The organism is Stenotrophomonas sp. Ste96, from assembly GCF_024519495.1.
GTDB lineage: Bacteria > Pseudomonadota > Gammaproteobacteria > Xanthomonadales > Xanthomonadaceae > Stenotrophomonas > Stenotrophomonas bentonitica_A.
In genome coordinates this window covers 358,811-377,626 of record NZ_JALJRX010000005.1, presented here as the reverse complement: position 1 = coordinate 377,626, position 18,816 = coordinate 358,811, and the positions used below count along the sequence as shown (strand labels likewise).

The following is an 18,816-nucleotide window of genomic DNA, read 5'->3' as shown; positions in this document are numbered from 1 at the left end:
CATGACGGTTTCCGAAGAGAGTCTGGTGCAGTTGTCCAACGTCCGCATCGACCGCGGCGGACGTACGATCCTGCGCGACGTTTCGCTGACCGTTCCGCGCGGCAGCATCACCGCCGTGCTTGGCCCGTCGGGCAGTGGCAAGTCCACGCTGCTGGCCGCGCTGACCGGTGAGCTGCGCCCGGTGGCCGGCGAGGTCACCCTGTTCGGCCAGCCCATTCCGACCGGCGCACGCGCGCTGTTGGAGATGCGCAAGAGCGTGGGCGTGCTGCTGCAGGGCAATGGCCTGCTGACCGACCTGACCGTCGCCGAGAACGTGGCCCTGCCACTGCGCACCCATACCCGCCTGCCGAAGCCCGTATTGCACCGCCTGGTGCAGATGAAGCTGCACGCAGTGGGCCTGCTGGCCGCTGCCGATGCCTGGCCGCGCGAGCTGTCCGGCGGCATGGCGCGGCGTGTGGCCCTGGCCCGTGCGCTTGCGCTCGACCCGCCGCTGATGATCTACGACGAGCCGCTGACCGGGCTGGACCCGATCGCCTCGGGCGTGATCATGAGCCTGATCCAGCGCCTCAACCACAGCCTGGGGCTGACCAGCATCATCGTCAGCCACCACGTGCACGAGACCCTGCCGATCTGCGACCAGGTGATCGCCATCGCCAACGGCGGCATCGTATTCCAGGGCAGCCCGGCCGCACTTGAATCCAGCCAGGACCCGCTGCTGCGGCAGTTCCTGCATGGTGAGCCGGACGGCCCGATCCCCTTCGATGCCGCACCACGTGCGAGGGTTGCCTGATGCCGTTCGTTGACGCTACCCGCTCGCTCGGTCGCGCCGGCCTGTTCTCGCTGACGGTACTGCGCGGCTCGCTGCCGACCGCCGATTTCCTTGCCGAGCTGACCCGCGAAATCTACAAGATCGGTGCACGTTCGCTGCCGATCATTGCCGTAGGCGGCGCGTTCGTGGGCCTGGTGCTGACCCTGCAGGGCTACCGCACGCTCACCACCTTCGGCGCCGCCGATGCGTTGTCCACGCTGCTTGGCCTCTCGCTGTACCGCGAACTGGCCCCGGTGCTGACCGCACTGCTGTTCATCGGCCGCGCCGGCAGTTCGATCGCCGCCGAACTGGGCTTGATGCGCGCCACCGACCAGATCAAGGCGCTGGAGCTGATGGCGATCGACCCGGTCGCCAAGGTCGTCGCCCCGCGCTTCTGGGCGGCGGTGCTGACCGTGCCGCTGCTGACCGGCATCTTCTGTTCGCTGGCGATCAGTGCCAGTTACTTCGAGGCCGTGCACGTGCTCGGCCTGGACAATGGCGTGTTCTGGTCGGCGCTGAGCAACAGCGTGGACTTCTGGGATGACTTCGGCGTGGCGATGCTGAAGTCGGCGATCTTCGGCGGCACGGCTGCCCTGGTCGCGTCCTATGTCGGCTTCCATGCCGAACCCACGATCGAAGGCACGTCGGTCGCCACCACGCGCGCGGTGGTCAACGCCTCGCTGCTGGTGCTGGTCTTCAACTTCGTGCTGTCCGCCATGATGTTCCAGTAGGTACCGACCGTTGGTCGGTACGGCCGTTGTCCCTGGCCAGTACCCCCGCTTGAGTACGCAAAGACTTCCCGCCCGGACACCTGTCCAGGCACCTGACAAAGAACAGTGAGATATCCCATGGCCATCCGCGGTCCCAGACTCGAATTTTCCGTCGGCGCGTTCCTGCTGCTGGCGCTGGCCTCGCTGCTGGTGCTGGCCGTGGCCTCCACCAATCAACGGTGGGGCACCGGCGGCAGCGGCTACGAACTCAAGGCGCGCTTCACCCAGATCGGCCAGCTGCGCAAGCAGGCGCCGGTCAAGATCGGCGGCGTGACCATCGGCCAGGTCTCGGGCATCGAACTGGATCCCCAGAAGTTCGACTCGATCGTGACCCTCAAGCTGGACGGCAAGTTCAAGGATCTGCCGGCCGACACCTCGGCCGGCATATTCACCAGCGGTTTGCTCGGCGAGAGCTATATCGGTCTGCAGCCGGGCGGTGACCCGGATGTGCTCAAGTCCGGCGACGAGATCGTCTTCACCCAGCCGGCGGTGGACCTGCTCCAGCTGGTCGGCAAGTACATGTTCAGCGGTCCGGCCAATACCGGTGGCGCTGACTCCCACGATGGCAACGGCGCGCCTGCGCCTGCAACGGAACCGCAACCATGAAAAAGACCCTGATCCCGGCGCTGCTGGCCTCGGCCCTGCTCGCCGCCACGCCCTCGCTCTCCTTCGCCCAGGCCGCTCCCGCTGCCGCCGCCGCCCAGCAGGGCCAGGCCAGCAAGGCGGTGATGGACGCCAGCACCCGCATCCTGACCTCGCTGCAGCAGCGCCGCACCGAGTTCCGGGCCAACCCGGCGGTGCTGCGTGACTTCATCAACAGCGAGCTCAACAAGACCTTCGACCGCGACTACGCCGCCCGCCTGGTGCTGGGCGTGCACGGCCGCGGCGCCTCGGATGCCGACGTCAAGCTGTTCGCCGATGCCATGGCCGACAACCTGATGCAGCGCTACGGTTCGGCCCTGCTCGAGATCCAGGGCAAGCCGACCTTCCGCCTGAAGAGCGAGTCGCCGCTGCCGGGCAACCGCGGCGTGCGCGTGTCCACCGAGCTGATCCGCGCCGGCAACGAGCCGACCCCGGTCGACTACCTGATGCGCAACGTCAACGGCCAGTGGAAGATCTTCGATGTGATGATCGAAGGCATCTCCTACGTGCAGACCTTCAAGACCCAGTTCGACGCCCCGCTGCGCCAGAAGTCGATCCAGCAGGTCGCCACCGAACTGCGCAACGGCAGCATGCAGGCCGGGCAGGCCCCGCGTGGCAAGTAACAGCGCCAGCGTGCAGCGCAACGGTGCCTCGCTGGTGTTCAGCGGGGTGCTCGACCGCGCGGCGGTGACGGCCCTGTGGCCCTCGCTGGCCGCGCTGGACGGCGTGCAGCAGTTGGACCTGGCGGCGGTGACCGGACTGGACAGTGCCGGCCTGGCCCTGCTGGCCGAGCTGGCCGCACGGCTGCGTGCAAACGGGACCGCGCCGACGATCATCGGCAGCCCGGACGGTTTCACCGACCTCAGTGCCGCCTACCGGCTGGCACCCACCCTGGATTTCCATGCCCTTTCTGCGGCGAGCTGACATGAACGTCATACGCACCCTCCCCCTCCTCGTGCTGGCGCTGGCCCTGAGCGCCTGTGCCGGCAAACCCGCACGCGACACCGCACCGGTCAGCGTCGAGGTCGCCCCTGCGGCGGCACCGGTGGCCGATGTGGCCGACACGCCCGTGGTACCGGCCGACGCCGTCGCCGACAGCACGGCCCCGGCCGCGCAGGCCGGTACCGACCCGGCGGCGGAACCGGCCACGGCCGGCACCGCGCCGACCAACGCCGAGGACGACTTCGCTGCGTTGTACGGCGGGCCCGCCCCGAGCGCGGATGGCACCGAGCCCAGCGGCACCCCGTACGATCCGTGGGAACCGTTCAACCGCAAGGTGCACAGCTTCAACAACGTGGTCGACCGTGCGGTCGCACGCCCGCTGGCGGTGGCCTACACCAACGTGGTGCCGCGCTTCGCCCGCACCGGCGTGAGCAACTTCTTCAGCAACCTGCGCGCACCGGTGACGATCACCAACCAGCTGCTGCAGGGCCGCCCGGACGATGCCTGGGACAGCCTGGGCCGCTTCCTGATGAACTCCACGCTGGGTATCGGCGGGCTGTTCGATCCGGCCAGCAAGGCCATGGTGCCGCGTCGCAAGGAAGACTTCGGCCAGACCCTGGGCACGTGGGGCTGGCGCCGTTCGCGCTACGTGGAGCTGCCGTTCTTCGGCCCGCGTACCGTGCGCGATGTGTTCGGCCTGGCCGGCGACATGCCGCTCTCGCCGATCCGCACGATCGAAGAGGACAAGATCCGCATCGGCCTGCAGGGCCTGCAGCTGGTGGACATGCGTTCGCAGCTGCTGGCGGTCGATGACATGCGCGACAACGCCGTGGACGAGTATTCGCTCGTGCGCGATGCATGGCTGCAGCGCCGCAACTACCAGATCGAGAACGACCTGCGTGGCAAGCATGCGCGCGGCAAGGACGATCCGGACGCCCCGATTCCGGTCGATGCGATGCCGATGCCGAACTGGGGTAACTGATCCCCCACGAGAAAGCCCCGCCGAAGCGGGGCTTTTTTTGTTCCCGAGTCAGCCGATCAGGCCGCCAGCGCGGCGTCGATCGCGGCCACCAGGCGGGCATCGTCAGCCGGCACGTCCGGGGCGAAGCGCGCGATGACCTGGCCATCGCGGCCGATCAGGAACTTCTCGAAGTTCCACAGCACGCCCGGGGCGGCATTGACCACCAGCTCGGGGTACTTGGCCACGGCGCCCTGCAGCTTTTCGCGCATCGGGCCTTCGCCGGTGGCGCTCGGCTGCGCGGCGGTCAGCTGCTGGTACAGCGGATGGGTGTCCTCACCGGCCACGCTGATCTTGGCGAACATCGGGAAGCTGACGTTGTACTCGAGCTGGCAGAACTGCTGGATGTCCGCTTCGCTGCCCGGTTCCTGGGCCAGGAAGTTGTTGGCCGGGAAGCCCAGCACTTCCAGGCCGGCGGCCTGCTTGTCGGCGTACAGCGCCTGCAGACCTTCGTACTGCGGGGTCAGGCCGCACTTGGAGGCGACATTGACCACCAGCAGCACCTTGCCGCGGTAATCGGCCAGCGAGGTCGGCTGACCTTCGATGGTGGTGACGGGGATGTCGTAGACGGTCTGGCTCACGGCAGGTTCCTTGCGTTGGATCAGGGGAGGCACAGCATAGCCGTGCCGCGGGAAGCTCAGTCGACGCAGATCGTGCCCAGGGCCACGCCGCCATCGATGCGCTGGCGGCAGCCGAAGTTCTGGCTGACATCGCGCTGGCAGACGCCGCGCGCGGCCGTTCCCGGCGCGACATCGCTCGTGGCCAGGCATTGGCCACTGCAGTCGGCCTTGGCGCTGCAGACCTTGCCGGCATCGGCGTAGGGCACCACGCACTGCACGCGCTGCAGGCGACCCAGCGGCTGCAGGCTGCCACCGGCGGCGGCGCATGCGGCGGCGCTTGGTGTGGCGGAGGTGGTCGCCGCGGTGTCGGCAGGGGTATCGACAGGTGGCGTACTGCTGCACCCGGCCAGGGCGAGCAGGAGGGACAGCATCAGGGTCAGGCGCATCGGCGTTCCTTGGAAGGCGGAAGAGAGGCAGGGCAAAGCGTGTGCCGCGCAGCATGCGTGATCGCCTGCATGCATGGCGTCGGCGCTCACTCCTGCGCGGCGCTGGTCTCGTCGCCGGCCACGTCCTCGTCCTCGCCGCTCATGTCGCCGAGCAGATCCTGGGTCTGTTCGCTGCCCAGCGTTTCCACGCTGCGCAGGCGGCGCTCGATGGTGCGCGTCTTGCGGCTGGCTTCACCGAGGCTGCGGCCCACCGTGCTGATCTGCTTCTCGGCTTTTTCCAGGATGCCGGCGAACTTGCCGAACTCACTTTTGACCGCACCGAGCAGGCCCCACACTTCGCTGGAGCGCTGTTCGATGGCCAGCGTGCGGAAGCCCATCTGCAGGCTGTTGAGCAGCGCGGTGACGGTGGTCGGGCCGGCCACCACCACGCGGTGGTCGCGCTGCAGCAGGTCGATCAGGCCGGGGCGGCGGATCACTTCGGCGTACAGGCTTTCGGTCGGCAGGAACATCACCGCGAAATCAGTGGTGTGCGGCGGGGCGATGTACTTGTCGCAGATCGATTTGGCCTGGATGCGGATCGCGCGCTCCAGCTGCGCGCCCTGCACGCGTACCCCCTCGACATCGCCCTGTTCCTGCGCATCGAGCAGGCGCTCATAATCCTCGCGCGGGAACTTGGAATCGATCGGCAGCCACACCGGGGTGTCTTCGTGGCCACGACCCGGCAGGCGCACCGCGATATCCACGATCTCGTTGCTGTCCGGGCGCACTTTGACACCGCGCCCGTACTGCTCCTGGGTCAGCGTCTGCTCGAGGATGTTGTCCAGCTGCACTTCGCCCCAGCTGCCACGGTTCTTGACGTTGGTCAGCACCCGCTTGAGGTCGCCCACGCCGGTGGCCAGCTGCTGCATTTCGCCGAGGCCACGCTGGACCTGCTCCAGTCGTTCGGAGACCAGCTGGAACGAAGCACCCAGGCGGGTTTCCAGGGTGGTCTGCAGCTTCTCGTCGACGGTCACGCGCATCTGGTCGAGCTTTTCGGCGTTATCGCTCTGCAGGCTCTTGAGCTGCTGCTCGAGCGTGGCGCGCATCTCGCCGATGCGCTGCTCGTTGCGCTGGGTCATCTCCTGCAGGCGCAGGCCCAGCGATTCGGCCAGGCGCTGCTGCGACTGACCGGTTTCCTCACGGCCCAGGCGTGCGTCGTCGGCCAGGGCCTGGCGCAGCGCGGCCATGTGGCTGTCGGTGCGGGTGGTCAGTTCCACCAGCTGCTGGCCGAACGCTTCGATGCGCGCCTGCTGCTGGTGCCCGAACGCTTCCAGCTGCGCGCGCACGTCCTGCATGCGCAGCGCCAGCAGCTCGCCGGTGCGCTGCTGGCTGAGCGTGCTTTCCTCGCGGGCCTTGCGCGCGTCTTCACCCAGCGCGTCGCGCAACAGGTCCAGGCGCTGATCGGTACGGGTGGAAAGATCGGTCAGCGCGCGCGCGAAGCTTTCCAGCCGCGCGTCCTGCTGGCGGCCCAGGCCTTCGAGCTGCTCGCGCAGTTCGCTGCGGCCGACCCGGGCCTCCTCGCGCAGGCTCTGTTCGAGGTCGCCATGGCCGGAACGCCGCAGCAGCGCGAGCAGCTGCAGCACGAGGACGGCACACACCAGGGCGCCGAGAATGAGGAATTCGGTTTGCATGCGGCAAGTGTAGGCCGCGGCGGTCTCATTGGCTGCGTCAGAAACCTTCAAGCACGAGCTTGCCGCGGGCGCGGTGGCTTTCGATCAGGGCATGCGCCTGGCGCAGGTTGGCGGCGTTGATGCGGCCGTAATGCTCACCCAGCGTGGTGCGCAGTACGCCGGCATCGATCAGCGCGGCAACGCGTTCGAGCAGCTCGTGCTGGCGCTGCACGTCGGGGGTGTTGAAGCTGGAGCGGGTGAACATCGATTCCCAGTGCAGCGACAGGCTCTTGCGCTTGAGTGCCATCACATCGAGCTGGCCCGGGTCGTCGATCAGCGCCAGCTGGCCCTGCGGGGCGAGCGCGGCGACGATCTGGTCGTAGTGCTGATCGGTATGGGTCAGGCTGGCGACGTGGCTGACCTCGGCGATCCCCAGGCGCTGCAGGCCTTCGCCCAGCGGCTGGGTGTGGTCGATCACATGGTGCGCGCCCAGCGCGTAGACCCAGTCCTGGGTGTCCGGGCGCGAGGCGGTGCCGATCACGGTCAGGCGGGTCAGCTGGCGGGCCAGCTGGACCAGGATCGAGCCGACGCCACCGGCCGCGCCGATCACCAGCAGGGTCTGGCCTTCACCGCCGTTCTCGGGGATGCGCAAGCGGTCGAACAGCAGCTCCCAGGCAGTGATCGCGGTGAGCGGCAGCGCCGCGGCGGCAGCGTCATCCAGGCTCGCCGGTTTGTGCCCGACGATGCGCTCGTCCACCAGCTGGTACTCGGCGTTGCTGCCGGCACGGCCGATCGCACCGGCATAGAAGACCGCATCGCCGGACTGGAACAGCGTCACCTCGTCACCGACCGCATCCACGATGCCGACCGCGTCGAAACCGAGGACGCGCGGCTCGGTCACCGCCACGCCGTTGCGGACCTTGGTATCGACCGGGTTCACCGAGATCGCCCGGACTTCCACCCGCAGGTCGCGTGGGCCAGGCGTGGGGATCGGCAGGGTGATGTCCACCAGCGCGGCGGGGTCGCTGATCGGCAGGCCATGCTGGGTATAGGCGACGGCTTTCATGGGGGAGATCCGTTGGGGAAGACGGACAGACTGCGCTTCTCCGCCAAGCGGAGAAAGGCGCAAAATCGGGCAGCACTTTCACTCCAGGAATGAAAATGGTCCGGTTTGACGATCTCGCCCTGTTCGTCCGCACGGCGGCGCTGGGCAGCTTCTCCAACGCCGCGCGCGAGGCCGACCTGCTGCCCGGCCAGGTCGCGGCGGCGGTGGCGCGGCTGGAGCGCGAGCTGGACCTGCGCCTGTTCGTACGCTCGACCCGCAGCCTGCGCCTGACCGCCGAGGGCGCGTTGTACCTGCCCTACGCGCAGGAGGTGCTGGCTGCGCTGCGCGAGGGCGAGGCCCGGGTGCGTGGCGAGGATGCCGAGCTGCGCGGCACGCTGCAGGTGGCGGCGCCATCGGACCTGGGCCGCAACCTGCTGCTGCCGTGGCTGACCGAGTTCCGCGCCGCGCACCCGAAGCTGCAGCTGCGCCTGCAGTTGTCCGACCAGGTGGCCGATGTGTTCCGCGATCCGGTCGACATCGCCTTCCGGCTGGGCCGGTTCGACAACGCCAGCTATGTCGCCCTGCCCCTGCTGCCCGGCAACCGGCGGGTGCTGGCCGCCTCACCGGACTACCTGGCCCGGCACGGCACGCCGGACAGCCTGGACGCGTTGAAGGAGCACCACTGCCTGCTCTACCAGCTGGCCGGGCGTGCGTATGACCGCTGGAGCTTCGAGGCCGATGGCCGGCGCACGGTGATCCCGGTGCGCGGCAACATGGTCTGCGACGATGCCGACGTGGTCCGCCGCTGGGCGGTGGCCGGGCAAGGCATCGTGTTCAAGTCATGGCTGGATGTCTGCGCCGATGTCGAGGCGGGGCGCCTGCAGGTGCTGCTGGGCGGAGCCGGCGACAGCCTGCCGTTGAACCTGGTGTGCCCGCACCGCAAGCAGTTCTCCCCGGCGATCCGCCAGCTGCATGCGATGTTCGAACAACGGCTGCAGCCCCTGCTGGCCGGCTTGCCAGCCGGCGCGCGCTGACGCTATCGCCCGGGGCGCGGCTGCCGGACAATGCCTCTCCCCCGTTGTCGAGTCGCCGCCATGCCGTGGATGGGCATCCAGGATCTGTGGACCTTTGTTGCTGCCGTGCTGGTGTTCCTGGCCCTGCCGGGCCCGGGCACGTTCACCCTGCTCACCGCCACCGGCCGCGGCGGCGTGCGTGGCGGTTACACGGCGTTGTTCGGCCTGCTGCTGGGCGATCAGATCCTGATGTGGCTGGCGGTGGCCGGTGTGGCTGCATTGCTCAAGGCCAACCCGATGGTGTTCCACGCGGTGCAGTACCTGGGCGCGGCCTATCTGGTATGGATCGGCATCGGCCTGCTGCGCCAGCCGCGCGCCCTGGGGGAGGAAGGCGGGATCCGCCTCACGCCGGGCCACTACTTCCGCCAGGCGGTGCTGATCAACCTGCTGAACCCGAAGGCGATCATCTTCTACATGGCGTTCCTGCCGTTGTTCATCGATCCGGCACGCCACCAGGGCGTGGTGACGTTCGCGACCATGGCACTGATCATCTTCGTCATGGGGCTGGCGTACTGCTCGGTGCTGATCGGGGTGGGCAACCTGCTGCGCCGTCGGATTCTCCAGCACCCGCGTGTGGGGCTTTGGCTGAGGCGGGTGGCAGGGGTGTTCCTGATCGGGTTCGGTGTGCGCCTGGGCGTCAGCGGCTGAGGCCTTGGCCGCCGTCCGTCGGCGTGCCGCGACAGCGCGCGTCGCGTTCGGCCGCAGATAGACGCCGTCATCGCGACGGTTGCGTTTCATTCAAACATTGAGATTCCCCCGTGTCCCGGGGCAGTGTTCAATCGGCGCCATCGCCGTGTCGCGAGGATCCGATGGCCGCCCCGATCTACTTCGTGCAGCACCTCAATGGCCATGACGAGCGCCTGCTCGGCATGCACACCCGCCGCATCGATCTGGCCCACCCGGCCGTCAGCCGCATCCTTGCCGGCCTGCACCCGGTGGACCGGGTGGAACTGCGCGCCTGCCTGTTCGACTGCCAGGCCAGCCTGATGCTCGCGCTTCGCGATCGCATCGCGCGGGCCGAAGCCGCCGCCCAGGGCTGGCGGGTGTTCGATGCGCGCGGCGTGCTGTGCTGCAAGCGCTTCCCCGAGGATACGCAGGTGATCTATCCACAGGGTCATCCGCCGCTGGATGGCTGGGCCGGCGCGCTGCTTTCCCCGGTGCGCTGACCCGCCGGCGTCAGCGCCGCATCGCCTCGCGCAGGTAATCGATGAACACCCGCAGCTTGGGCGCCATCTGCTCGCGCGCCGGGTAGTACAGATGGAAGCCGGCGAACGGCTGCTGCCAGTCCTGCAGCACGCATTGCAGGCGGCCGGCCGCCACGTCGCCGGCGTACAGCGCCTCGAACCCCTGCGCCAGCCCCACCCCTTTGCGCACTGCCGCCTGGATCAGGCCGGCATCGTTGAACACCAGACGGCCCGCCACCTCGACCTCGAAATCGCGACCCTCGCCGGTGAACTCCCATGCCATCCGCCGGCCCGTGCTGAGCCGGTGCACGATGCACTCGTGGGCGACCAGATCCGCCGGGGTCGCGGGCACGCCGTGCGTGGCCAGGTACGCCGGAGTGGCCACCACCACCTGACGCTCCAGTGGCCCGATCGGCACCGCGATCATGCCGCGCGCCAGGCTTTCGCCCAAGCGGATGCCGGCGTCGAAACCGCCGGCGACCAGATCGGTCAGCGCGGTTTCCACGAACAGCTCCACCTCGATCTGCGGGTAACGCGCCAGGAAACCGGGCAGGTGGGGCAGCACCAGCAGTTCGGCGGCGATCCGCGGCACGTTGATGCGCAGCTTCCCGGCGGGCACATCGCGCTGCTGGTCCAGATCCTCGAAGGCTGCATCGATGCGGGCCAGGCCCTCGCGCACCTGCGCCAGGAAACGGGCGCCCTGCTCGGTCAGGCCAACCCGGCGCGTGGTCCGCTGCAGCAGCCGCACGCCGAGGTGCGCCTCCAGCGCGCGGACCGTCTGGGAGAGCGCCGAGGGCGACACCCCCAGCTCATCGGCGGCCCGGGTGAAGCTGGCATGGTGCGCGACGCGGGCGAAGGCGACGACGGCGGGCAGGGGGTGCTGGGCACTCATTGTGAAGGCTGGCTTCAAGGATGATGCAGGAGCGGCCAGTTTATCCACATAGTCCGCAGGAGGATGCTGGTCCTGTTCCTTCCCTTCCCCCGGAGTACTTCATGCAGACCCGCACCCTTGGCCGTGATGGCCCCACCGTTTCCGCGCTCGGCCTGGGCTGCATGGGCATGAGCGCCTTCTATGGCGGCCGCGGCAGCGATGCCGACGCCACCGCGGTCATCCACCGCGCGCTGGAGCGCGGCGTCACCCTGCTCGACACCGCCGACATGTACGGCCCACACACCAACGAGGTGCTGGTGGGCAAGGCGATCGCCGACCGCCGCGACCAGGTGTTCCTGGCGACCAAGTTCGGCATCAAGCTGGAGCCGAGCGACACCGCCGCACGCAGCGTCGATGGACGCCCCGAGTACGTGATCGCCGCCTGCGAGGCCAGCCTGCAGCGGCTGGGCGTGGACCACATCGACCTGTACTACCAGCACCGCGTGGACGGCGAGGTACCGATCGAAGACACCGTGGGCGCAATGGCGCGCCTGGTCGAGCAGGGCAAGGTGCGCTTCCTCGGCCTGTCCGAAGCCTCGGCCGGCACGATCCGCCGCGCCCATGCGGTGCATCCGATCACCGCGGTCCAGACCGAGTACTCGCTGTGGTCGCGCGATCCGGAAGACAACGGCGTGCTGGCGACGGTGCGCGAGCTCGGCATCGGCTTCGTGCCCTACTCGCCGCTGGGCCGTGGCTTCCTGACCGGCGCGATCCGCAGCCCGGCCGATTTCGACGCCGATGACTACCGCCGCCAATCGCCGCGCTTCCAGGGCGAGAACTTCGACCGCAACCTGGCGCTGGTCGATGCGGTTACGGCGATGGCCAACGCCAAGGGCGTGAGCCCCGGGCAGCTGGCCCTGGCCTGGGTACTGGCGCAGGGCGAGGACCTCGTGCCGATCCCGGGTACCAAGCGCCTGGCGTATCTGGACGAGAACCTGGGCGCGCTGCAGGTGCAGCTCAGCGCCGACGAGCTGGCCCGCATCGACGCCCTCTTCCCGGCCAATGCCGCCGCCGGCCCGCGCTATGCCCCCGCGGCGATGGCGACATTGAACCGCTGAGATCCACCGGCCGGATCGGGAGGCTCGGTCCGGCCGATGCGGCCGATGCGGCCAGCAGCGTGCGCGGCAGCCAGACCGCGTTCGGCAACGATACCGGTGCCGTGGCCGGTACCGGATGCCACTGGGATGAGTGCCCGGACTTTGTGCTGGTTTCGTCACCTTCGCCCCAGTCATGGCGACCGTGCGGCCGCTTACGACGCTTGGCAGTAGTAATGCTGCGCCGCGTTCGGTAAAACTCGCAGACTTGTCGTTCACAGTCATCCACCGCGAGGCCCCATGTCATTGCTCCGGCGCAAGTCCCTAGACACTGTCACCGTCCATGAAGCCGGCAGGCAACTGATCCCGACCCTGAGTTGGCCGCACCTGATCGCGCTGGGCATCGGCGCGATCGTCGGCACCGGCATCTACACCCTGATCGGTGTCGGCGCGAACCTGGCCGGGCCGGCGGTGTTGATCTCGTTTGCCATCGCCGGCGCGGTCTGCGCCTGCGCGGCGCTGTCCTATGCCGAACTGGCCACGATGATGCCGGCCGCCGGCAGCGCCTACACCTACAGCTATACCGCGCTCGGCGAGATGGTGGCCTGGGTGGTGGGCTGGAGCCTGATCCTGGAGTACTCGCTGGTGGTCAGCACGGTGGCGGTGGGGTGGTCCGGCTACGCGGTCGGCTTCCTGCACGGCTGGGGCATCGACCTGCCCTTGATGCTCACCGCCGGCCCGCACGTGGAAGGCGGCTTCATCAACCTGCCGGCCGTGCTGATCACCTTCCTGGTGGCCGGCATGCTGATGGCCGGGACCAAGGAGAGTGCGACGCTCAACGCGGTGCTGGTGGTGGTCAAGATCATCGCGCTGACCGTGTTCGTGGCGATCGCCCTGCCGCACTTCGATACCGGCCACATGGAGCCGTTCATGCCGTTCGGCTTCGTCAAGTCGCTGGGCGCCGATGGCGTCGAGCGCGGAGTGATGGCGGCCGCGGCGATCATCTTCTTCGCGTTCTACGGCTTCGATGCGATCTCCACCGCGGCCGAAGAAACCAAGAAACCCGAGCGCGACCTGGCGATCGGCATCATCGGCTCGATGGTCGGCTGCACCATCATCTACGTGCTGGTGGCGCTGGCCGCCGTGGGTGCGATGAGCTACACGATCTTCGGCCAGAGCGCCGAGCCGCTGGCACTGATCCTGCGCGAGCTGGGCAGCCCGGGCGCGGCCAAGTGGATCGGCGCGGCGGCGGTGATCGCCCTGCCGACCGTGCTGCTGGCCTTCCTGTATGGCCAGAGCCGCATCTTCTTCGTCATGTCGCGCGATGGCCTGCTGCCGCGTGGCCTGTCCAAGGTCAGCGCGCGCACCGGCACCCCGATCGCGACCACGCTGTTCACCGCGGTGCTGGTGGCCGCGCTGGCCGGCGTGGCACGCCTGGATGAAATCGCCGCACTGGCCAACGCCGGCACGCTGGCCGCGTTCACCGCGGTGGGCCTGTGCCTGGTGGTGCTGCGCAAGCGCGAGCCCAACCGCGTGCGCAAGTTCCGCACGCCGCTGGCCTACGTGGTCGGCCCGCTGGCGGTGATCGGCTGCGTGTACCTGTTCTTCAGCCTGCCGAGCACCACGCAGTTGTACTTCCTGGCGTGGAACGTCGTGGGCCTGATCGCCTACTTCGCCTATGGCCGCCGCAATGCGGTGCTGGGCAAGGGCTGAGCTATCGCGCCGGCCACCGGGCCGGCGATGAGATGACCGGGTGTGAAAAAGGCAGGCCCAAGGCCTGCCTTTTTCGTTGTTGGCAGCGGTGACGCCGCCCTGCCGGGCAGGGCGCGACGCGCCACTGGCCTCAGGGTTTCGCGGCCGCGGCCTTGGCGGCATGATCCTGCGCCTGCTGCATGACGCGCAGCAGGTTGCCGCCCCAGATGCCGGCGATCTGCTGCTCGGTGTAACCCTTGCGCAGCAGCCAGGCGGTGATCTTGGGCAACTGGCTTACGTCCTGGAGATCGGCCAGGCCACCGCCGCCATCCCAGTCCAGGCCGATGCCCGCGTGTTCGGGGCCGACCACCTTGAGGATGTGCTCGAAGTGGGCGAAGAAATCGTCCAGCGTGGCCTTGCGCAGCGGGATGCGCTGGTCGATCTCCTCCAGCCCCTTCTTCAGCGCGACGCCCTGCTGGATGCTCATCCCGTCGTAATCGGTGCCGAGCTGCGCCATCAGCGCCGTCTCGGCCGCTTTGCGCGCCTCGCTTTTGCCGGTGTCGATCAGGTAACCGCCATAGGCGTTGACCTGGATCACGCCGCCGGCCTTGGCCAGCCGCTTCAGGCGCGCATCGTCGAGGTTGCGCGGATGGTTGTAGATCGCCTTGGCCGAGCTGTGCGAGAGCACGAACGGCACCGGCATGCGCTCGATCAGATCATCGAACACCGCATCGGAGGCATGCGATTGATCGATCACGATCCCCAGCCGCACTGCTTCATCCACCAGCGCCTTGCCGGCCGGGCTCAGGCCCTTCCATTCGGCGCCCTTGGGATCGGTGGCCGAATCGGCGAACTCGTTGTTGGCGAAGTGCACGGTGCTGAGCAGGCGCAGGCCGGCCAGGTGGTAGTAGCTGAGCAGCGTGGGATCGTCGACCAGCGGGCTGGCGTTCTCCATGCTGATGTAGACCACGCGCTTGCCGGCGGCCTTGATGCGCGCGGCATCGGCGGCGGTCAGCGCGAGCTGGAAGGTATCCGGATGCGCGGCGAGCATCTCGCGGATTTCCGTCAGCCGCAGCAGGCCGGCATCGCGGTCGTGCTGGTGCGCCTGCGCACTGCGGTCGCCCTGGTCGGTGTAGATGGCCCAGAAACCGCCATCCAGCGCACCTTCCACCATGCGCGGGTAATCCACTTGCGACAGCGCGTTGTGGTCGTGCCGCTGGGTGATGTCGAAGCCGTCGCGGTGGAAGTTGGCCGGTGTATCGAGGTGGCTGTCCAGGGTCAGCAGCCGCTGCTGCAGCGTGGACGCCCTGGCCAGTTCCTGCGGGGTGAATTCGATCGCGTGGGCGGCCAGTGGCGTGCACAACGCCAGCGAAACCAGCAAAGACAGACTGCGCAACGTCATGACGCCTCACCTTGGATTGTAGAGCCACGCCATGCGTGGCTGGGCTTGATCTGGCCCGCGAAGCCACGCATGGCGTGGCTCTACGGTCCCGGGTTCAACGGGTCTGGCCCGGACAGACCTCAATCCACCACGCGGCAGAACACGGCCTTGAGGTAGCGCGATTCCTGCACGTGGGCCATGAACGGATGGTCCGGACCGGCGCCAGCCACTTTCAGGATCTGGATGGTGCGGCCGGCGTAGAACGCGGCGCGGCGCAGCATGTCCAGGAACTGATCCTCGGCCACCAGGCCGGTGCAGGAGAACGTGGCGAGCAGGCCGCCGGGCTTGACCACGCCCAGCGCCAGCTTGTTCATGTCCAGGTACTTCTTCAACGCGGTGATGACCTGGTCGCGGTCGCGGGTCATCTTGGCCGGGTCGAGGATCACCACGTCGTACTGCTCACCGCGGTTGGAGGCATCGCGCAGCCACGGGAAGATGTCGGACTGGATGAACTTCGGGCGCACGTTGTTGAGCTTGGCGTTGCCCTTGGCGATGGCGATCACGTCTTCATCGATATCGATGCCGACCACTTCGGCCGCACCGCGCGCAGCGGCATACACCGCAAAGCCACCGGTGTTGCAGCACAGGTCGAGCACGGTCTTGCCTTCCACCTGCTGGCTCAGCCACTGGCGGTTCTCGCGCTGGTCAGCGAAGAAACCGGTCTTGTGCGCACCGGCCGGGTCGGCGCGGAACTTCACGCCGTACTCGGTGATCACCGACGCTTCGGTGGTGGTGTTGCCGTGGAAGTCGAAGCTTTCCTGCTTCTGCACGTGCTCGTCGGCGAAGCTGTGGAAACGGCAGCCCGGGAACTGTTCGCGCAGGGCCTCGTAGACCCATTCGCGGTGGCGGAACATGCCGGCGGCGAAGAATTCGACCACGACCAGGTCGCCATAGCGGTCCACGACCAGGCCGGACAGACCGTCGCCTTCGCTGTGGACGACGCGCCAGGCATCGGAGACCTGGTCCAGCTTGAGCACCTCACGACGCATCGACACCGCCTGGGCGATCTTGCGCGAGAACCAGCCGGCGTCGACAGGGATGGCCTGATCGGTCTCCAGGATGCGCACGGCGATGCGCGAGTGACCGTTGTAGAAGCCACGCCCGATCCACTCCCCGTCTACGCCGACGACGTCGACGATGGCACCGGGTTTGGGACGGACGGCCGGCTTTTCGACCAGTTTCTGGAAGATCCACGGGTGGCTGGAGCGCCAGGCGTTCTTGAGGCGGACAACGGGGGCAGGGGTATTCATGGGCGTATTGTAAACGGGAAGCCTGCAGCCCTCGGCGCTGGGAGCGACGCCGCTGGCGCTCTGGTAGTGGCGGCCGCCGGCCGTCAGCGCGGCAAAGCCGGCCATGACGTGGTTCACGGCCAGCGGCCGTCACGGCCTGTCGGGGTGTTTCGTTCAGCCGTGCCGGGGCAAGGAAAGGATTTGACGGCGGCCCCGCCACCCCGCAGAATCGGCCCCAGAAGGGGAGTAGCTCCCAGACGTTGTCGCCGTCAATTCGAGCCCGCAGGCTCCGGTGCAACGGCAGTCCCACCCATCGGGACTGCGAGCGAGACCTTCGCCGTATGGCGAAGCTCTGTCCCCGGATCCCCCGATCCTCCGTTGCAGATCCTCGCCGTCCGGCTTGAGGCATTCCATTTTTCCAACGGACAAACCCAATGCAGACGATCGGTAATGTGTGGTTGTGGGGCGGCTTCGGCGCGGTGGTGATCATCGCGCTGCTGGTCGACCTCGTATTGATGCGACATGGCGGACCGCACAAGGTCACCTTCAAGGAGGCCCTGTGGTGGTCGATCGGCTGGGTCGTGCTGGCCCTGGCCTTCAACGGTGGCCTCTGGTACTACCTCAACGAGACCGCCGGCCAGGTGGTGGCCAACAAGGTCGGCCTGGAGTTCCTGACCGGTTACCTGGTCGAGAAAGCCCTGGCCGTGGACAACATCTTCGTGTTCCTGATGATCATGGGCTACTTCGCGGTGCCCGAGGAACAGCGCCAGAAGGTGTTGATCATCGGCATCCTGGGCGCGATCGTGCTGCGTACGATCATGATCTTCGCCGGCAGCGTGCTGCTGACCAAATTCCACTGGCTGCTCTATGTGTTCGGCGCGTTCCTGCTCTTCACCGGCTGGAAGATGTGGTTCTCGGCCGGCAGCGAGCCGGATCTGGAGACCAACCCCGCCCTGCGCTGGATGCGCAAGCACCTGCGCCTGCTGCCCGACTACGCCGGCAATGCGATGAGCGTGATGCGCGATGGCAAGCGCTGGTTCACCCCGCTGTTCGTGGTGCTGATCCTGATCGCGGTGACCGACGTGATCTTCGCGGTGGACTCCATCCCGGCGATCTTCGCCATCACCACCGACCCGTTCATCGTGCTGACCTCCAACGTCTTCGCGGTGCTGGGCCTGCGGGCGATGTTCTTCCTGCTGGCCGGCATGGCCGATCGCTTCCACCTGCTGCCGTACGGCCTGGCCCTGGTGCTGGCCTTCATCGGCATCAAGATGATGCTGATCGACATCTTCAAGATCCCCACCCCGATCTCGCTGGGTGTGGTGGCGGTGATCATCGCCGCGACCGTGGTGCTGAGCCTGAAGAATCCGCCGAAGGAAGGCGGCCACGCCTGACCGACCGTGCCGCCTGCGGGATTGTCCCGCAGGCGGTACCTCTCTCTCCCACGGCGTTGCCCTTGTGTTCATCCGGGGCGGCGCCATCCCTAAGGGTATGAACGCCAACCTGCCCCAGCCCACCGGCGCGCCGCCGGTCCCCTCCCGCAACGACCGTGGTGGTGTACTGCGGGCGTTCAACCTGAGCCTGGCCTTCGTGCTGCTGCTGGTGGCGGTATATACCGCCCAAGGCCACTTCGACTGGCGTCCGTGGGCGGTTGCCCCGCTGGACAAGGCCGGCCTGCTCGGCATTCTCGGTGCACCGCTGCTGCATGGTTCGATCCAGCACCTGGGTGCCAATGCGGCGGCCCTGCTGATCCTCGGCACCCTGGCCGGCAGCGTCTACCCCAACGCAACGCTGCGCGCGCTGCCCCTGCTGTGGCTCGGTTCGGGACTCGGTGCCTGGCTGCTCGGCGATCTGGGCAGCCGCCATCTCGGTGCCAGTGGCATCACCCACGGCCTGATGTTCCTGGTGTTCGTGCTTGGCCTGCTGCGCCGCGACCGGCCCGCCATCGCCGCCGGGCTGATCGCGTTCCTGTTCTACGGCAGCATGCTGCTCACCATCCTGCCGCACGAGCCGGGCGTGTCCTGGCAGTCGCACATGGGCGGCGCCTTCGCCGGCATCATCAGCGCACTGCTGTTCCGCCTCTCCGACCCGATGGCGCCGCGCAAGCGCTACAGCTGGGAGGACGAGGAAGAGGACGAGCTCGAGGCAGCGCGCGATGCCGACCTGGAGCCGCCCTCCCCGACCCGCGTGCCGGTGCTGTGGCAACCGCGCGAGGGCCGCGACTTCGTGGTGCTGCCGTTCCGGCGGCGCGATGAAGGGTCATCGCTGGACTGACCGGCAGCGCCATCTGATTGCATGCCACGGTAGAGCCACGCCATGCGTGGCTGCCGTGCGCCGGATATTCCGATATCG

General features: G+C 68.0%; 20 protein-coding genes. 13 read left to right on the top strand and 7 right to left on the bottom strand.

Annotated elements, in window-relative coordinates; translation table 11 throughout:
• The first annotated feature begins 1 nt into the window (after position 1).
• The 6 genes from OC373_RS14840 (at position 2) to OC373_RS14815 (ending at position 4,144) form a co-directional block, all read left to right on the top strand.
• Positions 2-790 (top strand): ATP-binding cassette domain-containing protein, encoded by a 789-nt coding sequence (locus OC373_RS14840; RefSeq protein ID WP_261997933.1) that lies wholly within the window; start codon positions 2-4, stop codon positions 788-790.
• A complete protein-coding gene (locus OC373_RS14835; protein WP_019183993.1) occupies positions 790-1,539 on the top strand; it encodes an MlaE family lipid ABC transporter permease subunit in 750 nt (249 codons plus the stop codon). The genes OC373_RS14840 and OC373_RS14835 overlap by 1 nt, the downstream gene beginning before the upstream one ends.
• 117 nt (positions 1,540-1,656) lie before the next feature.
• Positions 1,657-2,184 carry an outer membrane lipid asymmetry maintenance protein MlaD gene (gene mlaD / locus OC373_RS14830; protein WP_019183994.1) on the top strand — a complete coding sequence of 176 codons (528 nt, stop codon included), beginning with the start codon at positions 1,657-1,659 and terminating at the stop codon, positions 2,182-2,184.
• Positions 2,181-2,843, top strand: coding sequence for an ABC transporter substrate-binding protein (locus OC373_RS14825; protein ID WP_019183995.1), 663 nt, complete (start codon positions 2,181-2,183; stop codon positions 2,841-2,843). The genes mlaD and OC373_RS14825 overlap by 4 nt, the downstream gene beginning before the upstream one ends.
• On the top strand, positions 2,833-3,144 hold the full coding sequence (locus tag OC373_RS14820) for an STAS domain-containing protein (protein ID WP_070426264.1): 312 nt from the start codon (positions 2,833-2,835) through the stop codon (positions 3,142-3,144). Before OC373_RS14825 ends, OC373_RS14820 begins: the two co-directional genes overlap by 11 nt.
• Position 3,145: 1 nt before the next feature.
• On the top strand, positions 3,146-4,144 hold the full coding sequence (locus tag OC373_RS14815) for a VacJ family lipoprotein (RefSeq protein WP_070426265.1): 999 nt from the start codon (positions 3,146-3,148) through the stop codon (positions 4,142-4,144).
• A 56-nt stretch (positions 4,145-4,200) separates the two neighbouring features.
• On the opposite strand, the gene OC373_RS14810 is transcribed toward OC373_RS14815, so the two are convergent.
• From OC373_RS14810 to OC373_RS14795, 4 genes are all read right to left on the bottom strand, one after another.
• The gene (locus tag OC373_RS14810; RefSeq protein WP_261997932.1) at positions 4,201-4,761 is read right to left on the bottom strand and encodes a glutathione peroxidase; all 561 of its coding nucleotides are present in this window, start codon (positions 4,759-4,761) and stop codon (positions 4,201-4,203) included.
• A 56-nt stretch (positions 4,762-4,817) separates the two neighbouring features.
• Positions 4,818-5,186 carry a hypothetical protein gene (locus OC373_RS14805; protein WP_261997931.1) on the bottom strand — a complete coding sequence of 123 codons (369 nt, stop codon included), beginning with the start codon at positions 5,184-5,186 and terminating at the stop codon, positions 4,818-4,820.
• 86 nt (positions 5,187-5,272) lie between these two features.
• Positions 5,273-6,856, bottom strand: coding sequence for a DNA recombination protein RmuC (gene rmuC / locus OC373_RS14800; protein WP_019184031.1), 1,584 nt, complete (start codon positions 6,854-6,856; stop codon positions 5,273-5,275).
• 37 nt (positions 6,857-6,893) lie between these two features.
• Positions 6,894-7,901: a zinc-binding alcohol dehydrogenase family protein gene (locus OC373_RS14795; RefSeq protein WP_261997930.1), complete on the bottom strand. Its 1,008-nt coding sequence runs from the start codon at positions 7,899-7,901 to the stop codon at positions 6,894-6,896.
• Between the two features lie 95 nt (positions 7,902-7,996).
• On the opposite strand from OC373_RS14795, the gene OC373_RS14790 reads away from it, so the two are divergent.
• The 3 genes from OC373_RS14790 (at position 7,997) to OC373_RS14780 (ending at position 10,119) form a co-directional block, all read left to right on the top strand.
• A complete protein-coding gene (locus OC373_RS14790; protein ID WP_156785714.1) occupies positions 7,997-8,914 on the top strand; it encodes a LysR family transcriptional regulator in 918 nt (305 codons plus the stop codon).
• Between the two features lie 60 nt (positions 8,915-8,974).
• Positions 8,975-9,601, top strand: coding sequence for a leucine efflux protein LeuE (gene leuE, locus OC373_RS14785; RefSeq protein ID WP_070426268.1), 627 nt, complete (start codon positions 8,975-8,977; stop codon positions 9,599-9,601).
• A 161-nt stretch (positions 9,602-9,762) separates the two neighbouring features.
• Complete coding sequence (locus OC373_RS14780) at positions 9,763-10,119, top strand: hypothetical protein (RefSeq protein ID WP_070426269.1); 357 nt, start codon at positions 9,763-9,765, stop codon at positions 10,117-10,119.
• Positions 10,120-10,129: 10 nt separating this feature from the next.
• Here OC373_RS14780 and OC373_RS14775 read toward each other — a convergent pair whose 3' ends face one another.
• Positions 10,130-11,029 (bottom strand): LysR family transcriptional regulator, encoded by a 900-nt coding sequence (locus tag OC373_RS14775; RefSeq protein WP_261997929.1) that lies wholly within the window; start codon positions 11,027-11,029, stop codon positions 10,130-10,132.
• Between the two features lie 101 nt (positions 11,030-11,130).
• Between OC373_RS14775 and OC373_RS14770 the strand changes: the two genes are divergently transcribed.
• Together OC373_RS14770 and OC373_RS14765 are read left to right on the top strand one after the other, a co-directional pair.
• Entirely contained in the window at positions 11,131-12,126 is a 996-nt protein-coding gene (locus OC373_RS14770; protein WP_261997928.1) for an aldo/keto reductase, read from the top strand.
• A 276-nt stretch (positions 12,127-12,402) separates the two neighbouring features.
• Positions 12,403-13,815 carry an amino acid permease gene (locus OC373_RS14765; protein ID WP_019184038.1) on the top strand — a complete coding sequence of 471 codons (1,413 nt, stop codon included), beginning with the start codon at positions 12,403-12,405 and terminating at the stop codon, positions 13,813-13,815.
• A gap of 130 nt (positions 13,816-13,945) precedes the next feature.
• Here the strand turns inward: OC373_RS14765 and OC373_RS14760 are convergent, their stop codons facing one another.
• Together OC373_RS14760 and OC373_RS14755 are read right to left on the bottom strand one after the other, a co-directional pair.
• Complete coding sequence (locus OC373_RS14760; protein WP_261997927.1) at positions 13,946-15,196, bottom strand: dipeptidase; 1,251 nt, start codon at positions 15,194-15,196, stop codon at positions 13,946-13,948.
• 119 nt (positions 15,197-15,315) lie between these two features.
• Positions 15,316-16,485, bottom strand: a complete 1,170-nt coding sequence (locus tag OC373_RS14755) for a class I SAM-dependent rRNA methyltransferase (protein WP_261997926.1) — start codon at positions 16,483-16,485, stop codon at positions 15,316-15,318.
• Positions 16,486-16,898: 413 nt separating this feature from the next.
• Between OC373_RS14755 and OC373_RS14750 the strand changes: the two genes are divergently transcribed.
• On the top strand, positions 16,899-17,858 hold the full coding sequence (locus OC373_RS14750; protein ID WP_019184041.1) for a TerC family protein: 960 nt from the start codon (positions 16,899-16,901) through the stop codon (positions 17,856-17,858).
• Positions 17,859-17,955: 97 nt separating this feature from the next.
• Positions 17,956-18,738: a rhomboid family intramembrane serine protease gene (locus tag OC373_RS14745; protein ID WP_261997925.1), complete on the top strand. Its 783-nt coding sequence runs from the start codon at positions 17,956-17,958 to the stop codon at positions 18,736-18,738.
• Positions 18,739-18,816: the final 78 nt, after the last annotated feature.

Excerpts from the sequence above, each read along its gene's own strand:
- OC373_RS14840 (WP_261997933.1), top strand. The coding sequence starts at position 2 with ATGACGGTTTCCGAAGAGAGTCTGGTGCAGTTGTCCAACGTCCGCATC.
- OC373_RS14835 (WP_019183993.1), top strand. The coding sequence starts at position 790 with ATGCCGTTCGTTGACGCTACCCGCTCGCTCGGTCGCGCCGGCCTGTTC.
- mlaD (WP_019183994.1), top strand. The coding sequence starts at position 1,657 with ATGGCCATCCGCGGTCCCAGACTCGAATTTTCCGTCGGCGCGTTCCTG.
- OC373_RS14825 (WP_019183995.1), top strand. The coding sequence starts at position 2,181 with ATGAAAAAGACCCTGATCCCGGCGCTGCTGGCCTCGGCCCTGCTCGCC.
- OC373_RS14815 (WP_070426265.1), top strand. The coding sequence starts at position 3,146 with ATGAACGTCATACGCACCCTCCCCCTCCTCGTGCTGGCGCTGGCCCTG.
- OC373_RS14805 (WP_261997931.1), bottom strand. The coding sequence starts at position 5,186 with ATGCGCCTGACCCTGATGCTGTCCCTCCTGCTCGCCCTGGCCGGGTGC.
- rmuC (WP_019184031.1), bottom strand. The coding sequence starts at position 6,856 with ATGCAAACCGAATTCCTCATTCTCGGCGCCCTGGTGTGTGCCGTCCTC.
- OC373_RS14795 (WP_261997930.1), bottom strand. The coding sequence starts at position 7,901 with ATGAAAGCCGTCGCCTATACCCAGCATGGCCTGCCGATCAGCGACCCC.
- OC373_RS14790 (WP_156785714.1), top strand. The coding sequence starts at position 7,997 with ATGGTCCGGTTTGACGATCTCGCCCTGTTCGTCCGCACGGCGGCGCTG.
- leuE (WP_070426268.1), top strand. The coding sequence starts at position 8,975 with ATGCCGTGGATGGGCATCCAGGATCTGTGGACCTTTGTTGCTGCCGTG.
- OC373_RS14780 (WP_070426269.1), top strand. The coding sequence starts at position 9,763 with ATGGCCGCCCCGATCTACTTCGTGCAGCACCTCAATGGCCATGACGAG.
- OC373_RS14775 (WP_261997929.1), bottom strand. The coding sequence starts at position 11,029 with ATGAGTGCCCAGCACCCCCTGCCCGCCGTCGTCGCCTTCGCCCGCGTC.
- OC373_RS14770 (WP_261997928.1), top strand. The coding sequence starts at position 11,131 with ATGCAGACCCGCACCCTTGGCCGTGATGGCCCCACCGTTTCCGCGCTC.
- OC373_RS14765 (WP_019184038.1), top strand. The coding sequence starts at position 12,403 with ATGTCATTGCTCCGGCGCAAGTCCCTAGACACTGTCACCGTCCATGAA.
- OC373_RS14760 (WP_261997927.1), bottom strand. The coding sequence starts at position 15,196 with ATGACGTTGCGCAGTCTGTCTTTGCTGGTTTCGCTGGCGTTGTGCACG.
- OC373_RS14755 (WP_261997926.1), bottom strand. The coding sequence starts at position 16,485 with ATGAATACCCCTGCCCCCGTTGTCCGCCTCAAGAACGCCTGGCGCTCC.
- OC373_RS14750 (WP_019184041.1), top strand. The coding sequence starts at position 16,899 with ATGCAGACGATCGGTAATGTGTGGTTGTGGGGCGGCTTCGGCGCGGTG.
- OC373_RS14745 (WP_261997925.1), top strand. The coding sequence starts at position 17,956 with ATGAACGCCAACCTGCCCCAGCCCACCGGCGCGCCGCCGGTCCCCTCC.